The organism is Aquimarina litoralis, assembly GCF_019295435.1.
GTDB classification, from domain to species: Bacteria; Bacteroidota; Bacteroidia; order Flavobacteriales; family Flavobacteriaceae; genus Aquimarina; species Aquimarina litoralis_A.
Genome location: NZ_WEKL01000007.1, coordinates 24241 through 44780 on the forward strand (window position 1 = coordinate 24241; position 20540 = coordinate 44780).

The window sequence follows — 20540 nt, forward strand, 5'->3', positions numbered from 1 at the left end:
AAAGCCGCATTTTAAGAAATGCGGCTTTTTTTATTGGATTACATTCTTTTTATAAATTGATAAGTTGGGGATTTTTTAGTTTTTTGTTAACACTATATCGTTTGCGTGAATTTTGACTGAGAGGTTTGCTTTTTTTATTACCTACATTTGATAATATCATTAAATAAGTGCTAAAAAATTAGATATTTAATAGTGTTGATTATTATCATGAATTAGAACATATATCGACACTGAACAGATACTAAAATTTTAGTTCGTTTGACACTTTTAGTTCTATCGGTATTTTGATTAAGAGCTATAAGTAGAGAATCTTGGAAAACTATTGTAAGGGATGGTAGTTTTTGGAATATATAAAGGCTGTTTACAGCATTTTTTAATTATAACACACACAAGATTCATGAAAAACACTAATCTATTTCTGTTGTTATTATTCTTTTATTCCGGAATAATAGCACAACAAGTCCACACTTCTTATTTATGGCATATGCAACAACCCATTTATTGGGCAGAAAAGAGTAAAGAAAATCCTAATCGGTATCAAACAGTATTAGAATCTCATAACTTAAAAATATCAGGTGATTCTTGGAATATCTATGATGATGGAATTAGTCATCCATTAAATAATTTGGAAGAAATTTTCGGGAAGTATGATCGGGTAAAAGCGTATCAATATGGTCCTAAAAATTCAGTTCAAACTTTGTTAGGATTGCCTAACGGAGGAGCCCAAGTAAATTATTCTGGTTGTTTAATAGAAAATGTAAATAGCCTTGCGAATGCTGGTGTTTGGGGATATAATCAAGGCTGGCAAAATGATTTTATTGAAGCAAAAAATTGGAAAACTTCTGGAGGTCAACCGCGAATGGATCTAACAGGTTTTACATTTCATCATGCTTTAGCTCCATTAATTAGTGAGCGAGCTTTAAGAATGGAGTTGAAAACACATAGATATATCACTGACCAAACGTTTGGAGGCGAATATTCTAAAGGATTCTGGCCTGCGGAGTGTTCATTTTCCGAAAGAATTATTAAGGTGTTAGTTGAAGAAGGTTTTCAGTGGTCTGTAATTGCAAATAGTCATTTGTCAAGAACACTTAACGATTATCCTTTGGATTATGGTACTTCAGGAGTAAATATTGATCCTCCAAATGCTGCTGATAAAGTTGCTACTAATGGAAATAACTGGTGGAAAGGTCAAATTGATGGTAGAGGAGGTACATTTGCAGCTCCTTATTGTTACCAGGCGCATAAAGCTCAATATGTAGATCCAGAAACTGGGCAAACGTATAAAATGGATGTAGTTCCAATGGCGGATTTATTGAGCTATCAAAATGGTTTCAGTTCTATGGGTACTGGAGAGATTGATGCAAATATTACTCCTTATAGTAATGCTAGTCAACCATCAATTGTTTTATTAGCTCATGACGGAGATAACGCTTGGGGTGGTGGAGATAGTTATTATCAGGAATCTGTTCCTGGTTTTGCGAATGAAGCAGCTTCTAAAGGATATGATCCAACTACAATTCAGCAGTTTTTGAATTCTTATCCTGTTCCAGAAAATGATATCGTTAAGGTAGAAGATGGATCTTGGGTAAATGCGGCCAATGATTGGGGACATCCGCAATTTATTAATTGGTTATGGCCTTTATATGATACTACTAATTATCGATTTAATCCTGATGGATGGACAGAAGATGCTAGAAATTGGGCCGTAATCACAGCTGCTGAAAATTATGTATTAACTGCAGAAGATAATAGTTCTGGTGTAGATATCGCTAAAATAATTGATCCTTCTTTTGGTGCTTCTAGTGTAGAAAAAGCATGGCATTTCTTTTTACCTTCATTAACTAGTGGTTATATGTACTATGGTAAAGCTATAGATATGGAGGTAAAGCAAACCTTAGCGGGTAATATTGCTATCGAACATGCATTAGATGCGCTAGGAGGATCTGTTGATCAGGATAATACACCACCTTCAGTATTTATTCCTCAGAGATTTCCTTACAATCCTGGAGGCAAAGGTTTTGGACCTATATATGCGTATCAAGAAGTACAAAATTCTTCCGATTTTCATGTATGGACATTTGCACATGACGTTAGTGGTTTAGCTTCAGTTGTATTAAAATATAGAACCGATAATGATGGTGTAAATCCTATTGCAGATAATGCAAACGATACTTACACTGGAGGAGAAGGAGTTAGTTCTTGGAATACAATTTCGATGACACAAAAGGAATTTCCAAAAGATAACATCACTCAAGATCCAGAAATTGATCTTTTTATAGAACCTACAGCTATTGCAGACCTTTGTTATGCAGAAATTAGAGGTTTGTCGAATGTTTTAGTAGACTATTATGTGGAGGCAACAGATACAAAAGGGAATGTATTTAAAACTCCAATTCAGCATGTATATGTTGGAGATTTCAATAGCAGTGATGAGGTAACGCTTTCCGTAGAGCCTAATTCTGGAAACTATGATGATACCATCCAAGTAGTATTAGAAGCAACTACCACTGCTGATAATGATGGTGTAACGATTTATTATACAACTGATGGATCCGAACCAACCTCAAGCAGTACTGTATATTCAGACTTTTTTGATTTGGGTAGTAATGATAGTGAACCAATTACACTAAAAGTTATTGCTTATGATGAAGATGGAAATGTTTCTGAAATAATAACTCGAAACTATACATTTGGTGATATTCCTTCTTATAAAATATATTTTAAGAATACTTCCAATTGGAATGATGTATATGTGTACGCTTTTGATAAAAATAATAATACACCATTATCTGGATGGAACTGGCCAGGAAGACTAATGACTGAAGAAGCAAATTCTCCTTGGTTTAGTTATGAAATTGCAGAAGCGGTAGAAGTAGGATTGGTGTTTACTAATGGAAACGGACAACAATCAGATGATCAATTCAGAAATGTGGAAGGTTGGTATGTGTTATCAGAAAATGTTTGGTACGATCAATGCCCTTCCGATTGTCCTGGAGAATTAGAATTACCAGTATTGTCAGTGTCTCCACAAGGAGGATCTTATGATGGGAGTGTAGCAGTAAGTTTAACAGCAACAAATCAAGGAGTAATCCATTATACAATTGATGGAACCGCTCCAACAGATGCAAGTTCTTTATATTCTGGTGAATTTCAGATCACAGAGGATACAASACTAAGAGCAATTGCTTATAACGCTACTGGTGCTTCCAACGAAATTTCTGAAGAATATCTAATTAATCAACCGCAATCGTACACCATTCATTTTAGGAATACTCAGAATTGGTCGGATGTGTATGTGTATTTATTTAATCAAGATACCAATCAACCACTACCAGGATGGAGTTGGCCTGGACAATCTATGTCGAGAATGGATAGTTCGCAATGGTATTCATTTTTGGTTCAGGAATCAGGAAACATAGGAATGGTTTTTAATAACAATAATAATGGAAGTCAATCAGATGATCTAAATAGAAATATAGATGGTTGGTATGATCCTTCAACAAATCTTTGGTATCCAGATTGTCCAATAGCTTGTCCGGGCGATGTAAGTGATGATAGTTTGACCATTTATTATAATAATAACAATACAAATTGGAATACCGTGAGCTTATATTATTGGGATACTTCTCCAGCTTCTTTAAGTACTTCTTGGCCAGGTGTTCAGATGATAGATGAAGATAATGATGGTTGGTACGAGTATACTTTGGCAGGTGTAAATTGTGCAAAAGTAATTTTTAGTACTAATGGAAGTCAGCAAACCGAAGACTTGGAAATTTGTGGAGATGCTTGGTACGATAATGGTTGGGTAAGTGAACCGTTAAACAAAACACCAGAAACAAGTGAGATTAATATTTCAGCACCATATCCAAATCCGTTTGAAGATGTTATTAATTTTAATATGTCAGGAGGGAAAGAAGCAGTAACTATTACAGTTAGAGATATAAAAGGAGCATTGTATTATTCGGATAGAGTAACTGCCAAAGATGGTACCGTATCAATTCCTTTGAATGTTTCGAAGGGAATATATTTTATAAAATTCAGTAATAAAAACATTAACAAAGTAGTAAAAGTAATTAAGTAGGCTATCCTTTTTTTTGTACTACCTAGATAAGACCTCTTGAAATATATTTTCAAGGGGTTTTTCTTTGTTAAAAGAATACTTAACTCTTTTTGAAACTAATAGAATCTCCTTCTTTTAGATTCCATTGATCTGATAATCCAGCATTAATTTCTAATACATATTTGGCAGGTTTTCCAGATGGAAGTGAAGTTTCATCCAATGGTTTTGCATTCTTTTGAAAACTTACAATCTTAAATTCATCATCAATAAAGATGATGTCTAACGAGATCAGCGTGTTTTTCATATAAAAACTCTGAGGTCTCAATGTTTCCTGAATAAATAGCATTCCGTGCTTATTATCCATTGACTTACGGTACATTAATCCTGTTTCACGTTCATAATCATTATCCGCAATTTCAATATCTAAATCCACTAAAGATTTTGGAATAGAATCTTGTACACTAAAAATAGAAAGTTCTCCTTCTTTTTTGAAGGTTATATCTTCGGTGATAATCTTTTGATCACTTTTATCTTTACAAGAAAAAAATGTTAAGGATAATAAGGATATAACAACTATAAAAATGTTCTTTTGCATCAGTCTGACTTTAGGAGATAAAAGTATATAAAAAAGTCGCACTTCAAAAACTAGAAGCACGACTTTAACTCGATAATCGAGTTTTAAATGCTTTGAAGATAATTTACTATGAATTAATGCAGATGAGTTTGATCCTTACGTCGTTTTCGATACCAAATGAACATTCCTAATAATATGAGTAATACAAAAAGATGAGGTTCGCTCATTCTGGCAGTATCATCTCCAATATCTAAATTTTTATTTCCAGCTAATACTTGTTCTTGTTTCTTTTTAAGAATTGCTTTTTGAGCTTCGTTTTCTACCACAAGATAGGAGGTTACAGGAGACATTATTTTAGACATAAAACTATTGCGTACCAATTGCAACCAATCTTTTTTTCCTTGTTCAGGGAATAATGTTTGTGACAACCACATACCCTGCATAGCTAATCCATCAAGCCATTTTTTTTCAGAAATTGATTCTTCATTAATAGTATAAGGGCCATTTTTAAGAATAATACTTGGTTTGTCATCATCAGGTAGATAACTGACAGAAAGATCCTTATGTTTATAAATAAGCACATTTTGATCAAATGTTATAGGAAGAGAATCAACTATTTTTTTCGTTGGATTTTCTACAAGAGAGTATGGTTCAAGAATCGCATTGTCCGAAAGATTATAGAATCTGTTATGATCTGGAAATGCAACTTTAAAATCTGAAAAATCCTTATTCAGCATTGCATTCTCAATAGAGTCAGTGACTACTACTAGAACTGGATAAGAATCTGATGGATTTTGATAAGARTCAAATAATGTCTTTTTGATTGCTCTATCTAAATAAAATCCACCTTCAAATGATTGTTTAGAAAACTCTTTTTTCCAATTTTCTACACTTTCGGAAGGAGAAGTATAGGTGTTGACAAAACTAATTTTTGGCTGTGTGCTAAGTTCCGGATAGTTGCTAATTAATTTTTGAATTCGACGATTATAGTCATCAACATATTTCTTTTTATGTATAGATGCATCTACAAGAAAATGAAAGTAAGGTTTTCTTTTTGTAGATGTCAAGTTGCTTTTACTAGTTGATGAAATATAACTCAAATCACCAATATTGGTGTTCGTATATGCTTTTTCCTGTGCTTCACTTCCTAAAGTAGTTGTATGTCCATCAATTTGTAAGGTAACTGGTTCTTTATGTATAAATTCTATTCCTGTTTTTCTGGTTTCGTTTTTAGTAAAAGGAAAGACTCTAAACGCTACTTTATTACCAGTTAGGTAGTATAAGATTCCAGGATCTTTGTTTTCATTTCTTATCTGAGAAAATACCCACATTGCAGACTTTTTTTCTGCTAATAATCCCATTTCTTTTCGATCTCCAACATACAAATAATAATCGCTGATCCAACAACCATCAGGTAGGGTAATGGTTGTTGCGTATTCTTTAAATCGATCAGAACTATCATTTTTAATTTCGAGATGAATCCAGCTTTTCCAGACATTTTGAGTTTCATCATAGATGCTTTTACTTTGTATATCAGAAATAGCAACTTGATCATTTCTTAGTTGATCATACCGTGGTTTACTTTGCGGTGTTCCAAAAAAGATATGTTCGATAGCCTCTATTTTTGGATTAGATAAGAGTAAATTGTCCAGAACAATCCAATTATAAAAAGAAGATAAGTACGGAGTTTGATGAGTCTCTAAAAAAGCACCATTTCTATCATCTTTATGTTCTTTGATCGTTTGTATTGTTTTTTGTAAGGATCTAGTATTGATAGAATACGTTTTGGAATAATCTGGAGAATATACATAGTCTAAGGTATCTTCTAAAGTATTTCGATCCATTTTATAAACAATAGTTATACATATAGGAATGATTAAAAAACTCAGAACAGAAATACCTCTTAATACATTAATGGATATTTGATTTTTTAGTGCATTGAAATTTTTAACGAGTTCCTGTACGTGAATAACGAAAAGAAGCAATGGAGCGAGCATTAAAAATCCGGCTCCGACAATTACTATTGCAATAACAGATAATGGTAGGAACGGAAGAAACACCATAAAGAAATATAAGGTGTAAGAAAATGTAATACTTCTTCCTATAAATAGTAAAAGTTGATATGTTTTATCTTGAATAGTAGGTAAGCACACCAAAATTCCATTGATAACTGCTAAAATATAAAACCAGCTACTAGTAAAATTTCCAAAAATTCCTGATCCGGTGATACTATATGAATTAAATAATACACCGTTATTAATAGCAAGACCTAAAATAGGAAATACAATTGCGATAGGTATTTTCCAGATAAGATCATATTTTTTCCAGGCAGCTCCTTTTTTAATAGCAAGAATGTAAATTCCGCGAACTACAAAAAATAAAAATAATAATGTGCCGATAATGATAAATATCAGTAAGATGTGTATTCCAAATCGATGATCGACTGGTTGCCAAAGTGGAGTAATAACTTGTGAAAAAATATACCAGCATACAGGAATAGCAATGGCTGCCGCAAAATTTATCAGCGCATTATGTTTTTTGTCTTTTGGAGTAAACTGAAGAACAATAATCAATAAAGAATAAAAAAGTGTAGGCATTAAAAATGTACCCAGATATAGAAGAATATTTCCTGATAACATCCATCTTGGTATTGAAAATGGAATGATCTGATCAGCATTTTCCCCGTATAGATAGATAAAAGGAATATACACTAATAAAGCAATCCATCCGTAAATGGCGGAGACTTGCTTTTTCCGTATGATCAAAAACAGTGTATATATCAAGTTTAGTACTCCTAATACAAATAGAACACTTCCAAATATTTTCCAGTACGCGATATGAGAATCTTCAAGAAGACTTTTAATAATACTAAACTGGCTCCAAAAAAGGAAGAATACTAAAACAATAGGAAGCGTATTTATGATTAGCAACCATTTAGGATTTCGTAAGTTGTGCATTGTGCATATATTTTTTAATTAATGTATCAGTGATTAAATAAGTGAGTATTAAAAATGATAGATTGATAAGAATACCTAAACCTTCATGGATCACATGAGTTTCAAGGTGTAACATTTCACTAAGAGTATTTTGCGAAATAATAGAAACAAAGATTCTAGAAGTATTTACAAAAACTGTAATTACCAAAGAAAATAATAAAATCAGGGGAAATGCTATCATCTTTAACAGATGTGTTCTAGAATGTTGAATGAATACATATAATAACATCAGAAATAGAATTGTCCAAAGATTAAATCCGGCACAAGATTTATCAATAATAATATCAAGCTTTTGATGATAGTACCCGATGTCCTCTATATATTCAGAAGAAGAAGCTGTCATCGCGCTTAAAAGAAGGTCTGTAGGTTTGAGTAAAAAACTAAGATCTTCTAAATTTGATTGTTTAAAACCAAATTTTAATAACACGAAAAGAAATATTCCAAATATATAATAGTAGCTATTTTTAGAGATATTCATTTTATTGTTTTTAGTAAAACCCGAATTATGAAATAGAACTTTGTAATGAAGCTTTATGATAGCTCGAAGATGGAATAAATTTTCTATTTCATAATGCGGGTTAAAGTTTTATGCTCCCCATTCAATTTTTCTGGAGACCATCATAATAGTTCCTAGAATTAAGAATAATCCAATACTTCCTACCAATAATGCATAATCTTCTAGCTGGATAATTACAAAAATAAAAGCGTACAAAGCGGTTAGTGAAGCAGATATTAGCCCCATAAATTTTAGACTTCGCAAGATGGCTTTCGAATATACAGAAATAAGAAGTATAACTGATGTACCTGCTATAAGATATGCATATAAAAAACTAGAGTGCTCTGAGATGGAAATAAGCAACGTATAAAACATGGTTAATGCCAATCCTATCATCAGATATTGAAAAGGATGAATGTTTATTTTACTAATCGTTTGTATCAAGAAAAATACTAAGAAGGTTAAAGCAATCACTAAATAACCATATTTTGCAGTCCGTTCACTTTTCTGATAGTCATCTACGGGAACGATAAATTGTACACCAAAAGCTGAAGAGTTGATATATGGTAATTCTCCAAAGAATTCTTGTTCAAATTCTCTATTGACCTGTAGCACTTTCCAATTAGCTTTAAAGCCGTTTTCTGTAATGGATTTAGTTTTGGGATCTGGTAAATAGTTTCCATCAAACTTTGGAGAAGCCCAATCAGAAGTGATCGAAACATTAGTTTCTTTTCCAACTGGAATAAACTTTAACTGATTACTTCCATTGATAATAAGATCTAAGTTGAATTCTACAGTTTTCTCTTTTGGCCAAGATTTTTCTTGAAGAAATTTAGTTTCCAAAGTATTGGTATAAGAGTCTTTAGAATACTTTGATTGAAGGATATAGTTTTCCGATCCTAACTGTAGTTGTAGATTACTTTTGATCCCTTTTAAGTTGGTGGAGTTTATAATTATGGTAGATTTATCCCATAAAATATCTTCTTCTGCGATATCTTGTGTCTCAAAAGAAGGTGAAGTAAAAGAACCTTTTACTTTCATCTCTGAAGTATAGACAGGAGATTTATAGATTCCTCTTTTTAAAGTGTCCGTAGATACATTTGCTTTAATATCTAAAAGATTAGGAAAGAAAAAGGCATTACGAACAGTAATAAGATCTTCTTCAATGTATGATTTTGTTTTTTCATCCCAAATCTTTTTTATTTTGTGAGTTTGATAAGGGATTTTTAAAACGGGGCCATACAAAAGTACCTCATTACCCCATTTTTGATTAATATCGTTTACAACAGTTTGCTCTTGTCGTATAGATCTTTCCTGAATTAAGTTTTTGATATAGGAAAGAGGAATGAGTAATACCAAGATAAGAATTCCGACCATAAGCATTCGGATGGTTACAGAAGTTTTTATCCATTGTCCAAAGGACTTTTTTTGTTTTTGAGTTTCCATAGTTTTTCCTGTTTATAGTTATAATATTTTAAATAGTTTCTTTTTGATAATGACGAATGAGGTGATAGGTAATGATTAGAAAACCTCCAAAACCAATAGTGAAAGCCCAAGTATTTATATGCTCTATTGGGGAAATGATTCTTCTAAAGATGTCTCCAAGAATGTGCGTTGGATTTTGAAGCAGATCCCAACTATTCCATCGAAGTATTCTACCCATATAAATTCCGAATCCGCACAATAGTAATACAACATGAATAATAAGAGAAGTGGTCTTGTTAGAGAAATGCTTTTTGAGCAATTCTTGCATGGTGCGTAAAGAAGCAAACCCTATGATTAATCCATTAATGGCAAAGGATAATATCAATAATACATCAAACCATACCGAATGTAATGTGCTTAAACGAATATGTTGTAAATCGGTAAGAATATATGGAGCATTCGGCAAAAAAGCCAACCAACTTATAAACCCAATCCCGAATAAAAATCGGTTTTTATGAATCTTTTCAAAGCTCAACAACATTGTTATACCATATGGGATACATGCTAAGAAGAGATTCCAGATAAGAAATAGAAAAAAATTAGAGTCCAGTTTAGCAACCCTAATGAATAGGAGTATTAAGCTAAAGAAAACGGCTATGCAATACCCTTTTATAAAAGGTAATTGTTTCTGCAAGTAATTCATAGTTAAAAAGTATTAGGAAATGGATTATTGGCAACAATGAGAAAATAWCCTATAGCGATAGGAATGTTTAGTAAAAAGATGCCAATTGTGGTTAGGTTTTCTTTTGAGCAATGATAATTAATAATTGAATTGGCAAGTAATCCAATCAATGTAATTCCGTTCAATACAATTGCAATTACCACATAGAGTAACCCGATTATGAGAATTTGATCCCATGGAATGATCATATGCATTAATAAAATTATGGTACCTAATAAAAAGCTTAAGGTGGCGATCATAAGTGCGTTCCGATTAATGGATTGTGTTATTTGCATGATGTAGCGATTAAAAATGTGGTTCGTATTGTAGTTAAAGGTGTATGTAGTAGTTTTCTAAAATCCAATTGATGAAAAGAATACGCACTTTTCCCTTTCCTGAAGGCACTTCTAAATAGATTGAATTTGTCTGGATATAGTATAGTTCCAATGAAAATTACCATAAATAGATAGATGCTTTTTTTACCATTACCTAAAAGATAATACTGCATTGCAATTTCTTCAGGAACCGTAATTCCTGTTTGTGTGAGTACATGGAATACATCATGATTTTCCAATTTAGGTTGAGGTGAAAAGTCATGTTGTAATAAAAATGCTCCTAAATAAAATCCAAGTGTCTCTTTTGGGTATGCTAATAATTGTTTCATAGAGATATCCCAAGGCTTTTCATTTTTAAACCATTTTTGATAGGGTATCTTACTCCATTCATATAATGTTTCCAATAATATTGCTCTCATTTTTTTTCGTTTTAAAAGTACTTTGAAATTCAAAGTAAATTGATAAAAAAAATATGTTTACTTTTTTAATAATTTTTCGATTGCTTCTACATGTTTTTTAAAAGCTTCTCTCCCTTTTTTTGTTGCGCTATATCTAGTATTTGGTTTTCGTCCTATGAACGATTTTTCCACCAAAATATATTCCTCTTTTTCCAGCGCTTTGGTGTGACTGGCTAGATTTCCGTCAGTAGCGCCTAATAATTCTTTTAACATCTTAAAATCAGCATACTCATTAACTATTAGAATAGACATAATACCTAATCGAATTCGGTGATCAAATGCTTTATTTATATTACCAATTATACTACTCATTACTTAATTTTTAGGTTAATACACACAGGTATCACCAAGTAATTATCGATCATGTTTAAAATAGATCAAACTACCATAAATAATATGCATAACTCCAAATCCAAGTACCCAAAACCAGAAACCAAAACCAGGATATATTGCACAGACCAAACCTAATATAATTTCGATATATCCCAAATATTTTACATTACCAATTGTATATTTGGAAGCATTCACTAAGGCTAATCCATAAAATATAAGCATCAAAGAACCAGTAAGTCCATATTGATTACTGTAGATTTTAATCAAGATGTAGATTCCACCAGTAACCAGAGGAACCAGAAATGCGGTAAGCAATCTTTTGGAAGTGCCATTCCATAAGACTTCGTTGTTTTTCTTCGCTTTTCTGGTACTTAAAATAGCAGCGGTAATACTACTTAATAAAGCTATTGCCGCGAGATCAATCAGAATATAATTAAAGATTTTGCTATGCAAAATGAGGTATTCTCTACCACTTATACTCACTAGATAGTAGGCAACCGCAGCGCCTATAATAGCATAAATACCCGCTAATATTCCTGATAAACCACTCAGTGAGAAAAATCGTGATGATTTGTTCATCATATCTTTGATCTCAGTGATGTCTTTTAAATAATCTTCTGTGCTCATTTTAAAAGTACTTTGAAATACAAAGTAAAAATAAAAATATGATACTCACAAATATTTTTTTGAATAGTAAGTCAATTTTTGTTCTGAAATTGAGATTCTAAACTTTCCTTAGCCTCGAGATCTTCTAGGGCTTTGCCAAGGAGAGAAGTTGGGATTAACGCATTATAATTTTTCCAAAATTCTCCATTATAGGGGAGAGGATATGTAAATAAAGCATTAGAAAAATTGTTTTTAAAGATGTTTTCTTTAGGAAATGATAGGGTATTCTGAGTATCCACCGAATTGATGATCAATTCTGATTCGGTGGTAGCTTTATAGCTATCAAATAAATCGCCTTTATTATCATATGAGTTGATAGCTTTTATTCTTTTCAGATACCATTTTCCTTGAAATACTGAAAAGCTAACAGATACTTTATAACCTTTCAAACTAGTAATACGCGTAATAAAAGCTTTTTTGGATTCTTTTTCTACTACCTCAGGTGTTCTTAGTTGTGCAGCAAATCGTTGATTCAATTTCTTTCTTGCTTTTTTAGTGAGTTTATAATTGTAAGAAATTATTCCTTTACTTTCTTTTTCTATAGTTATTTCACCCACATAAGGAGCTTCAATATCACTAGAATCTTTTGGTTTGAAAGCAATGATATACACTAATTTGTCATTGTAGGTACTTTTTCCATACAGTGTAAATTTGTATTTATGATTTGTTTTAGGATCAAAGAAATCTTCTTGACGTTTTACTTTATCTGCTCCTGTAAGTCGAAGAGGACCTCCACCAATTTCATTGTTTTCTAACCATTTTAAATTAGTAGTATCTATGGATTTTAAATTTTCAGATTGCTCCATGATTTTGTAATCCTGTAAGTTGTCACTTTTTCTTAATGCAATAATTCTAGCTTTGTCTCTCATATCCGCAACAAACTCTTTTGGATCAGGAAAAGGAACTTGATTAATGTTAAATTCTAAGCGATTAAATTGCCTGTAATTTGTATTAGATAGCAAATAATCAAAATTAGCATCATAGGCCGAATAATAAATTTGACTAGCAGCATCCGAAAACTTGGTATAGTTATTATTTATTTTGGTCAGTTCTCTATAATATGTTTCTAGTATTACAGGTTGTTGTGCATAGTTTTTCGGTATTAAAGTGATGGCTTCATTAATCATTTCTTTATACTTGTTCTTTGCAGTAACCACAATTTCATCTAAGGAAGTCGAGATTGACTTCAGGAAGATTTTATTAGAGGAGTTTACTAGTTTCTTTATAGAAACATACTTGTTTTCATATCCAACGAATGAAAAAACGATTCTTGATTTTAGATACTGTTCACTAAAGGTTAATTCAAAAATTCCTTCTTCATTGGTTATGGTTCCGATAGAAGTATCTTCAATAATTACATTAGTAAAAGGCAAAGGAGTTTTTTCACTCTTATCGAATACAGTAGCTACTATAGTATGCGTTAGTTTCTTTTTTTGAGCATGAATTGTTGTTATACCCATTACTATAAATAGGAAAAAAGAAACGATAAAATGGGGTAAGTTTTGAGGTTTCAATTTGATTAAATATCTTGGGGTTGATACTAGTACATTATCTACTTAAAAATACTATTTTTTATTGAAACCTGCAGAGCAATATATATTAAATCAACCCGAACCTTTTAAAACCATGTTGCTTCAGGTTCAGGTAATTATAGAAAATACTTTACCCGAAGCTGAATTATTATTTAAGTGGAAAGTTCCCTTTTATTATGTGCAAAAAGCACCAATTTGTTATCTGAATGTGACCAAAGGATATCTAGATATTGGTTTTTGGGCAGCTCAATATTTTACAGAGCATCTGGAGAAGTTACAAAGTGATAAGAGAAAATATGTAAAATCTCTTCGCTATAGAAATTTAGATGAAATAGAAATGGAGGTGCTTATTGAATTACTCCAGCAAGCATATGAACATCGAGATAAAAAGATTATAACGAATTAACAGTTTGTCTAATTGCGACTAAATTACTCAATAATTTTTCCAGATATTGTATATCCAACATATTGGCACCATCACTTTTGGCATTCGCAGGGTCATAATGTGTTTCCATAAATAAACCATCTACACCTGTTACTACTCCAGCGCGAGCTATTGTTTCTATCATATTAGGTCTTCCTCCTGTAACACCACTTGATTGATTAGGCTGTTGCAAAGAGTGAGTCACATCTAGAACAGTGGTGGCATATTGTTTCATTGTTGGAATTCCTCTAAAATCAACAATCATATCCTGATATCCAAACATGGTTCCTCTATCAGTAACCATTACTAGATCACTATCGCTATCTTTTACCTTTCTAACAGCATGTTGCATTGCTTCAGGACTCATAAATTGTCCTTTCTTAAGATTTACGGTCTTACCTGTTTTTGCTGCAGCTACTACTAAGTCCGTTTGTCTCACTAAAAATGCAGGAATTTGTAAGATATCCACATATTCTGCAGCCATTTCGGCATCACTATTCTCATGAATATCTGTAACCGTTGGAACTTCAAAAGTTTCACCTACTTTTCGTAAAATCTTCAATGCTTTTTCATTTCCAATTCCCGTAAAACTATCAATTCGACTACGATTAGCCTTCTTAAAAGAACCTTTAAAAACATATGGAATTTTAAGCTTAGAAGTAATTTCTACTACTTTTTCAGCAATACGTAATGCCATTTCTTCTCCTTCAATAGCACAAGGTCCTGCAAGAAGGAAAAAATTATTTGCATCTAAGTTTTTTAGGTTTTTTATTTTAGAAAGTTCCATGATACTAGTTTAATGGCGCAAAGATATGTCTTTTCATAATTGAATGAAAAGAATATTTGGTTAGGATAGAAGTAATTATATGGAGTTTAAAATATGTATTTAAATCTTTACTACTTTTTTGATAGACAATTGGTTTATTTGAAGATAATACATTCCATTAGGTAGATGCTCAAAAGAAACTTTAAAATCATCTTGGTGATTTTTAATTTGATCGTTGTACACAACTTTACCATTAACATCATAAATGGTAAGGAAGACTTTTTGTTTATTAGTGTTTTTTAGAGAAATATTGAGGTTTCCTTTAGTGGGATTAGGATGCATAACAATTTCTTCTTTTTCCGTTTGAAATTCATTAATAGATAAGGTATTGCCATATCCAAATACCTGAGTCCAATAATGTCTATATTGGGCTTGATTATCAAATCCATACCCTATTCCCATTTCATTAGCACTCGGATTTATCATATTATTAAAATGCCCTGTACTATTTACCCACTGATTGAAGGTAGCTTCAGCAGTACTGCTGCCTGCAGCGATATTTTCACCAATGGAAGCCCCTTGATACCCTGCGTTTTGAATCCGTTGTGAAAAGCTTGATCCATTCAGTCCAGTATGACTGAAATAGTTATGTGTGGCCATATCAACTGAATGATCTCTGGCTGCGGTGTTTAACGATGTATTCAAAATGACGGGAGGAGCGCCATTCTGAGCTCTAAGTTCATTGACTAATTCTAGAATTTTTTCTTCAAACTCTGGGTTATGTTGTGCATTCAAGTTTGTTATAAAACAAAAAACTGTAATAAGACTAAGTAGAAAGTGGGATACTTTTTTCATGGGATATAGTTAAGTTGGTTCATAATGAATAACGAAAAATAAGTGTATATGATATGTTAGTATTTAATTTTTTATCAAATAATTATGTTAATTATTATGATATTAGAAATTTTCTTTCCAGATATAAATTTTGATATAGTATGATTTTATAGGTATTTGTTAACGTGTTGACTGATAAGTTTTTAGTGGTATTTTGTTGGTTTGGGATAGATATTTAAGTCCTTGTTATTTTATTCGTAAAATTAATGTACAACCTATAAAAATATAATGTAAATTTGCACGCTTAAAATCAGGCGTATATGACTGCTATAAAAAACATTGCTATTATTGCTCACGTAGATCATGGTAAAACTACTTTGGTAGACAAAATTATGTATCACTGTCAATTGTTTCGTGAAAACGAGAATACAGGAGATCTAATTTTAGATAATAATGACCTTGAACGTGAAAGAGGGATTACAATTACTTCTAAAAATGTATCTGTAACCTATAAGAGAACAAAAATTAACATCATCGATACTCCTGGTCACGCCGATTTTGGTGGAGAAGTAGAACGTGTCTTAAATATGGCAGATGGTGTATTATTGTTGGTAGATGCTTTTGAAGGACCAATGCCGCAGACTCGTTTTGTTTTGCAAAAAGCAATAGATCTTGGTTTAAAACCTTGTGTAGTTGTCAATAAAGTTGATAAAGAAAACTGTACACCTGATGAGGTTCATGAAAAAGTATTCGATCTCATGTTCGAATTAGGAGCAGAAGAATGGCAATTGGATTTTCCAACAGTATATGGTTCTGCTAAAAATAATTGGATGAGTGATGATTGGCAGAAAGAAACTGATAATATAGAGCCTTTGTTAGATATGGTTATGGAACATATTCCATCTCCAAAGATTGAAGAAGGAACATTACAGATGTTAATTACTTCTTTAGATTTCTCTTCGTTTACAGGACGTATCGCTATTGGTAGATTGCAAAGAGGAGTACTAACAGAAGGAATGCAAGTTTCATTGGTGAAACGAGATGGTTCTATTAAGAAATCAAAAATTAAAGAGCTTCATACTTTTGAAGGATTAGGAAGAAGAAAGGTGGAGAAAGTAGAAGCAGGAGATATTTGTGCTCTAGTTGGTTTAGAAGGTTTTGAGATCGGAGATACGGTTGCCGATATCGAAAATCCTGAAGCATTGGAAACTATTGCAATCGACGAGCCAACAATGAGTATGCTGTTTACTATTAATGATTCTCCATTTTTTGGTAAAGATGGAAAGTTTGTTACATCAAGGCATATCAAAGAAAGATTAGAGAAAGAACTAGAAAAGAATCTAGCACTTAGAGTTAATGAAACAGATAGTGCAGATAAATTTATGGTTTTTGGAAGAGGAGTACTGCACTTATCAGTTTTGATAGAAACAATGCGTCGTGAAGGATATGAATTGCAAATAGGACAGCCACAGGTAATTATCAAAGAAATTGATGGTGTAAAATGCGAACCTATAGAGGAGTTAACTATTGATTTACCTGAAACAGTATCAGGTAAGGCAGTTGAGATGGTGACCTTACGAAAAGGAGAAATGCTTAGTATGGAAGCTAAAGGAGAACGTATGGTTTGTGAGTTCTTAATACCTTCCAGAGGTATCATAGGATTGCGAAACCAATTACTTACGGCAACAGCAGGAGAAGCAATTATGGCGCATCGTTTTAAAGAGTATCAACCTTTAAAAGGTGATATTCCTGGACGTATCAATGGTTCATTAGTTTCTATGGAAAAAGGAACAGCAATTCCTTATTCAATAGATAAATTACAGGAAAGAGGAAAGTTTTTTATCGATCCAGGAGAAGATATCTACGAAGGACAAGTAATCGGAGAAAACTCCAGAGGTGATGATATGACGGTGAATGTAACGAAAACTAAAAAGTTATCCAACGTTCGTTCTGCTGGAGCTGATGATAAAGCAAAGATTGTTCCTGCAATTAAATTCTCTTTAGAAGAAGCTTTAGAATACATTCAAAAAGATGAGTACGTAGAAGTGACTCCAAATCATTTACGTTTAAGAAAAATCTTTTTGACGGAAGTAGAACGTAAAAGAAATAAAATCGTTTAGTAATGAGCTAAACTCAGTTTTAGATAGCATAAAAAAAATCCCGAGGAAACTCGGGATTTTTTGTCGAAATTGGGGTAATTATGGTTTTGGGATCAATTCATAATAGGGAGATGAATTGGTTATTTAGATCATTCTTGTTAGGCTACAAAAGTAATTAGTATGACCGACTAAAAACTTGTAAAAACCTTTTAAAAACAGGTAAAAAGCATTTTTTATCGATAAAAAACACATTTAATATGTTTTCAGATCAAAATTTTATTATTGAACTTATTGGATATTTTGCATCTTTCATGGTACTAGTATCATTTTTAATGCGTAATATCAAAAAACTTCGTCTTATAAATACTGTGGGGTGCGTGGCTTTTGTAATTTATGGGGTGTTACTCAACTGGTCTTTGCCGATTATCATAACAAATACGGCAATCGCTGGGATAAATATTTATTACCTTTTTATAAGAAAAGAAGCATAACTATAACTTCTTACGCTTAAAAATAAAACTAATATTCCGTATACTCAAACAAATTAACTATTTTCACATTTCTAAAATTTTAGTAATTGTTTCATAATAAATTAATTATAAAATAGAGAAGATGTCCGTTTCACTTTTCTAAATACTTATTTTGTCTACGTTTATCATAAAGAGATATCATAAAGAGCATTATACAGTCTGGAATAATTTTATAGATGTTTCTAAAAATGGCACATTTCTTTTTAAAAGAGATTTTATGGAATATCATTCTGATAGATTCCAAGATTTCTCGTTACTAATTTTTGATAAAAAGAAGCTGATAGCTGTATTTCCTGCCAATATTGATGACGCAAATGTATACTCTCATTTAGGATTAACCTATGGAGGTTTAATATTAGAGAAAAGTATTGGAGGTGAAAAAATAAATAATATAGTTACTGGAATAATAGAATTTTTTCGTTCAAATAACATAACCAACTTATATGTAAAGTCTATTCCAGTTTTTTATCATCAACAACCTTCTAATGAGTTTCTCTTTTTTCTTTCAGAATTAGGTGCTAAACCTTATCGAAGAGATTTGAATCTGGCCATCGATTATAGTCAACCATTAAGAATACATAAAAATAAGCTTAAACATTTTAGAAAAAGAGAGAATATTGGTCTTGAGATAAAAGAGGAAAAGGACTTTTCCGTTTTTTGGAATCAGGTTTTGAAACCTAGGTTAAAAGAGAAACACAATACAAAACCAGTACATACTTTAGAAGAAATTCATTTGCTTAAAAATAGATTTCCAGAGGCTATCAAGCAATTTGTAATTGTTTTAGAAAATGAGGTATTGGCAGGAATTACAATTTTTAAGACTAACGACGTCGTTAAATCTCAGTATGGAGCCGTAACTGAAAAAGGCGAGTACTACCGTGCATTAGATTTTCTTTTTATATCATTAATAGAAAAGTATAAAAGTGAAGGGTATCGTTTTTTTGATATGGGTACAGTAACCGATGGTAATTTTGGGTTGCTAAAGCAAAAAGAAGAATTGGGTTGCGAAATTTATACACAAGATTTTTATCAACTTACTCTTTAAAACCTGTATTTTCTTGCCAAGTGGCTACATATCTTTTTGCTACTTTAATATAATTGTGTTCTTCTTCAATAAATTTTCTAGCGTTTTTGCCAATCTCTTTGATTTTATCAGGATTGAGAATCAATTGTTCTAAGTTTTTAGCAATTTTACTACTATCAGGATAAGTATCTATAGCTACTATTCGATCTTTTAAATTGTAATGTTTTCTGAAACTTTCTCCAGCACCAGTAAAAACCACTTTTCCCATCGCCATCGCCTCTAAAGCATTGTATCCTTGATCATGTGCTTGAGCTTGATCTAATAGTATATGTGCTGATTGGAAGTGCGTAATATATTCTTTGTAGGGGAGGTCTTTGGTAGTGACAATTTCAATGCGATCTTGGTATTTATCTGCAATAACTTTTAAAGCTTCTTCAAAATACTGGTTGCCTTTTTTTAAGTAATTAGAAGTGTTAATCCCATGTAATATTTTTATTTTTTTAGTATCAAAAGTTTGGGTTTTTATAATATCAATATTAACCGGATTCGGAATCATTGGTAACACCTTTGAAGTGTTTTGATAGGCAATTTTATATTCTACACTTCCAGGGATGACTCCTTTGATATATTTAAATATAAAATCATGCATCTTTTTTTGTTTGTTCGATACAGATTTAAGTGTATAGCGATATTTCTCTTTCAAACTAGGATCTTTTAATAAAGGACTTAGTGTACTATAAGGAAATTTTCCTTGAAGGGAATATGAAATATATCGGTAGTCATCTCCACAAGCTAATAGATAGACGTTTTTATTGTTTTTAAAAAGAAATTTCAATAGTTTCTTCTCAAAATAAGGTCCAATATTAAATGGTGTTTCATTAATTAATTGAACGAAATCATAATCCTTAAGAAGTTTTTTATTCCGTTTGAATTTAATAGTTGTCTCAATCGATGCAATATCTATAGACGTTAATAAATAAATGAGATGCCTGATCTTGTTTAATAGAAAGCTATTTTTTACAAAACTCCCATCAATATTGATATCTACAGGATATTTCTTGAATAGATCTCCATGGCCTACTATGGTTACATCATGCCCATTTTGTATCAATCCTTCTTTAAGCGAATTATGTAACCTGCTATATTCTCCAACTAACAATATTTTCATTTACAATGTATTGATCCCTTAAAAGAAGACTTTAAAAAATTATTGCTCGTTTTTATGGGCTTTCATAAAAACAAATATCTTTGTTGTAAAGGTATT

The 20540-nt window shown here is 31.8% G+C and carries 18 protein-coding genes; 5 read left to right on the top strand and 13 right to left on the bottom strand.

What is annotated here, in order from left to right; all coding sequences use genetic code 11:
* Positions 1 to 397: 397 nt before the first annotated feature.
* Positions 398 to 4084, top strand: coding sequence for a starch-binding protein (locus tag GBO31_RS05390; RefSeq protein ID WP_219007305.1), 3687 nt, complete (start codon positions 398 to 400; stop codon positions 4082 to 4084).
* Between the two features lie 79 nt (positions 4085 to 4163).
* Here GBO31_RS05390 and GBO31_RS05395 read toward each other — a convergent pair whose 3' ends face one another.
* The 10 genes from GBO31_RS05395 to GBO31_RS05440 form a co-directional block, all read right to left on the bottom strand.
* Positions 4164 to 4658: a DUF192 domain-containing protein gene (locus tag GBO31_RS05395; RefSeq protein ID WP_219007306.1), complete on the bottom strand. Its 495-nt coding sequence runs from the start codon at positions 4656 to 4658 to the stop codon at positions 4164 to 4166.
* 113 nt (positions 4659 to 4771) lie between these two features.
* Positions 4772 to 7594: an MSEP-CTERM sorting domain-containing protein gene (locus GBO31_RS05400; protein WP_219007307.1), complete on the bottom strand. Its 2823-nt coding sequence runs from the start codon at positions 7592 to 7594 to the stop codon at positions 4772 to 4774.
* Positions 7572 to 8111 carry an exosortase K gene (gene xrtK, locus GBO31_RS05405; protein ID WP_219007308.1) on the bottom strand — a complete coding sequence of 180 codons (540 nt, stop codon included), beginning with the start codon at positions 8109 to 8111 and terminating at the stop codon, positions 7572 to 7574. Before xrtK ends, GBO31_RS05400 begins: the two co-directional genes overlap by 23 nt.
* 108 nt (positions 8112 to 8219) lie before the next feature.
* Positions 8220 to 9575, bottom strand: coding sequence for a cell envelope integrity protein CreD (gene creD, locus GBO31_RS05410; RefSeq protein ID WP_219007309.1), 1356 nt, complete (start codon positions 9573 to 9575; stop codon positions 8220 to 8222).
* Positions 9576 to 9603: 28 nt separating this feature from the next.
* Positions 9604 to 10257, bottom strand: a complete 654-nt coding sequence (locus GBO31_RS05415) for a DUF1361 domain-containing protein (RefSeq protein ID WP_219007310.1) — start codon at positions 10255 to 10257, stop codon at positions 9604 to 9606.
* A 2-nt stretch (positions 10258 to 10259) separates the two neighbouring features.
* Positions 10260 to 10571 carry a hypothetical protein gene (locus GBO31_RS05420; protein WP_219007311.1) on the bottom strand — a complete coding sequence of 104 codons (312 nt, stop codon included), beginning with the start codon at positions 10569 to 10571 and terminating at the stop codon, positions 10260 to 10262.
* The gene (locus GBO31_RS05425) at positions 10562 to 11029 is read right to left on the bottom strand and encodes a ubiquinone biosynthesis protein COQ4 (RefSeq protein ID WP_219007312.1); all 468 of its coding nucleotides are present in this window, start codon (positions 11027 to 11029) and stop codon (positions 10562 to 10564) included. Before GBO31_RS05425 ends, GBO31_RS05420 begins: the two co-directional genes overlap by 10 nt.
* 57 nt (positions 11030 to 11086) lie before the next feature.
* Positions 11087 to 11380 carry a winged helix-turn-helix domain-containing protein gene (locus GBO31_RS05430; protein ID WP_219007313.1) on the bottom strand — a complete coding sequence of 98 codons (294 nt, stop codon included), beginning with the start codon at positions 11378 to 11380 and terminating at the stop codon, positions 11087 to 11089.
* Between the two features lie 42 nt (positions 11381 to 11422).
* Positions 11423 to 12028: a hypothetical protein gene (locus GBO31_RS05435; protein ID WP_219007314.1), complete on the bottom strand. Its 606-nt coding sequence runs from the start codon at positions 12026 to 12028 to the stop codon at positions 11423 to 11425.
* 71 nt (positions 12029 to 12099) lie between these two features.
* Complete coding sequence (locus GBO31_RS05440) at positions 12100 to 13527, bottom strand: carboxypeptidase-like regulatory domain-containing protein (protein ID WP_219007315.1); 1428 nt, start codon at positions 13525 to 13527, stop codon at positions 12100 to 12102.
* 115 nt (positions 13528 to 13642) lie between these two features.
* Here GBO31_RS05440 and GBO31_RS05445 point away from each other — a divergent pair, with 115 nt between their 5' ends.
* A complete protein-coding gene (locus GBO31_RS05445) occupies positions 13643 to 14005 on the top strand; it encodes a DUF1801 domain-containing protein (protein WP_219007316.1) in 363 nt (120 codons plus the stop codon).
* Here the strand turns inward: GBO31_RS05445 and kdsA are convergent.
* On the bottom strand, positions 13992 to 14810 hold the full coding sequence (kdsA, locus tag GBO31_RS05450; RefSeq protein WP_219007317.1) for a 3-deoxy-8-phosphooctulonate synthase: 819 nt from the start codon (positions 14808 to 14810) through the stop codon (positions 13992 to 13994). The two genes, GBO31_RS05445 and kdsA, sit on opposite strands and share 14 nt — an antisense overlap.
* A 99-nt stretch (positions 14811 to 14909) precedes the next feature.
* A complete protein-coding gene (locus tag GBO31_RS05455) occupies positions 14910 to 15644 on the bottom strand; it encodes a CAP domain-containing protein (protein ID WP_219007318.1) in 735 nt (244 codons plus the stop codon).
* A 299-nt stretch (positions 15645 to 15943) separates the two neighbouring features.
* Between GBO31_RS05455 and typA the strand changes: the two genes are divergently transcribed.
* The 3 genes from typA to GBO31_RS05470 all read left to right on the top strand — a co-directional run bounded on the left by typA (position 15944) and on the right by GBO31_RS05470 (position 19297).
* Positions 15944 to 17743, top strand: coding sequence for a translational GTPase TypA (gene typA / locus GBO31_RS05460; RefSeq protein ID WP_219007319.1), 1800 nt, complete (start codon positions 15944 to 15946; stop codon positions 17741 to 17743).
* Positions 17744 to 17979: 236 nt separating this feature from the next.
* Complete coding sequence (locus GBO31_RS05465; RefSeq protein ID WP_219007320.1) at positions 17980 to 18213, top strand: uroporphyrinogen decarboxylase; 234 nt, start codon at positions 17980 to 17982, stop codon at positions 18211 to 18213.
* 151 nt (positions 18214 to 18364) lie between these two features.
* Positions 18365 to 19297: a GNAT family N-acetyltransferase gene (locus GBO31_RS05470; protein ID WP_246615774.1), complete on the top strand. Its 933-nt coding sequence runs from the start codon at positions 18365 to 18367 to the stop codon at positions 19295 to 19297.
* Here the strand turns inward: GBO31_RS05470 and GBO31_RS05475 are convergent.
* A complete protein-coding gene (locus GBO31_RS05475) occupies positions 19287 to 20444 on the bottom strand; it encodes a glycosyltransferase (protein WP_219007321.1) in 1158 nt (385 codons plus the stop codon). The two genes, GBO31_RS05470 and GBO31_RS05475, sit on opposite strands and share 11 nt — an antisense overlap.
* Positions 20445 to 20540 lie beyond the last annotated feature (96 nt).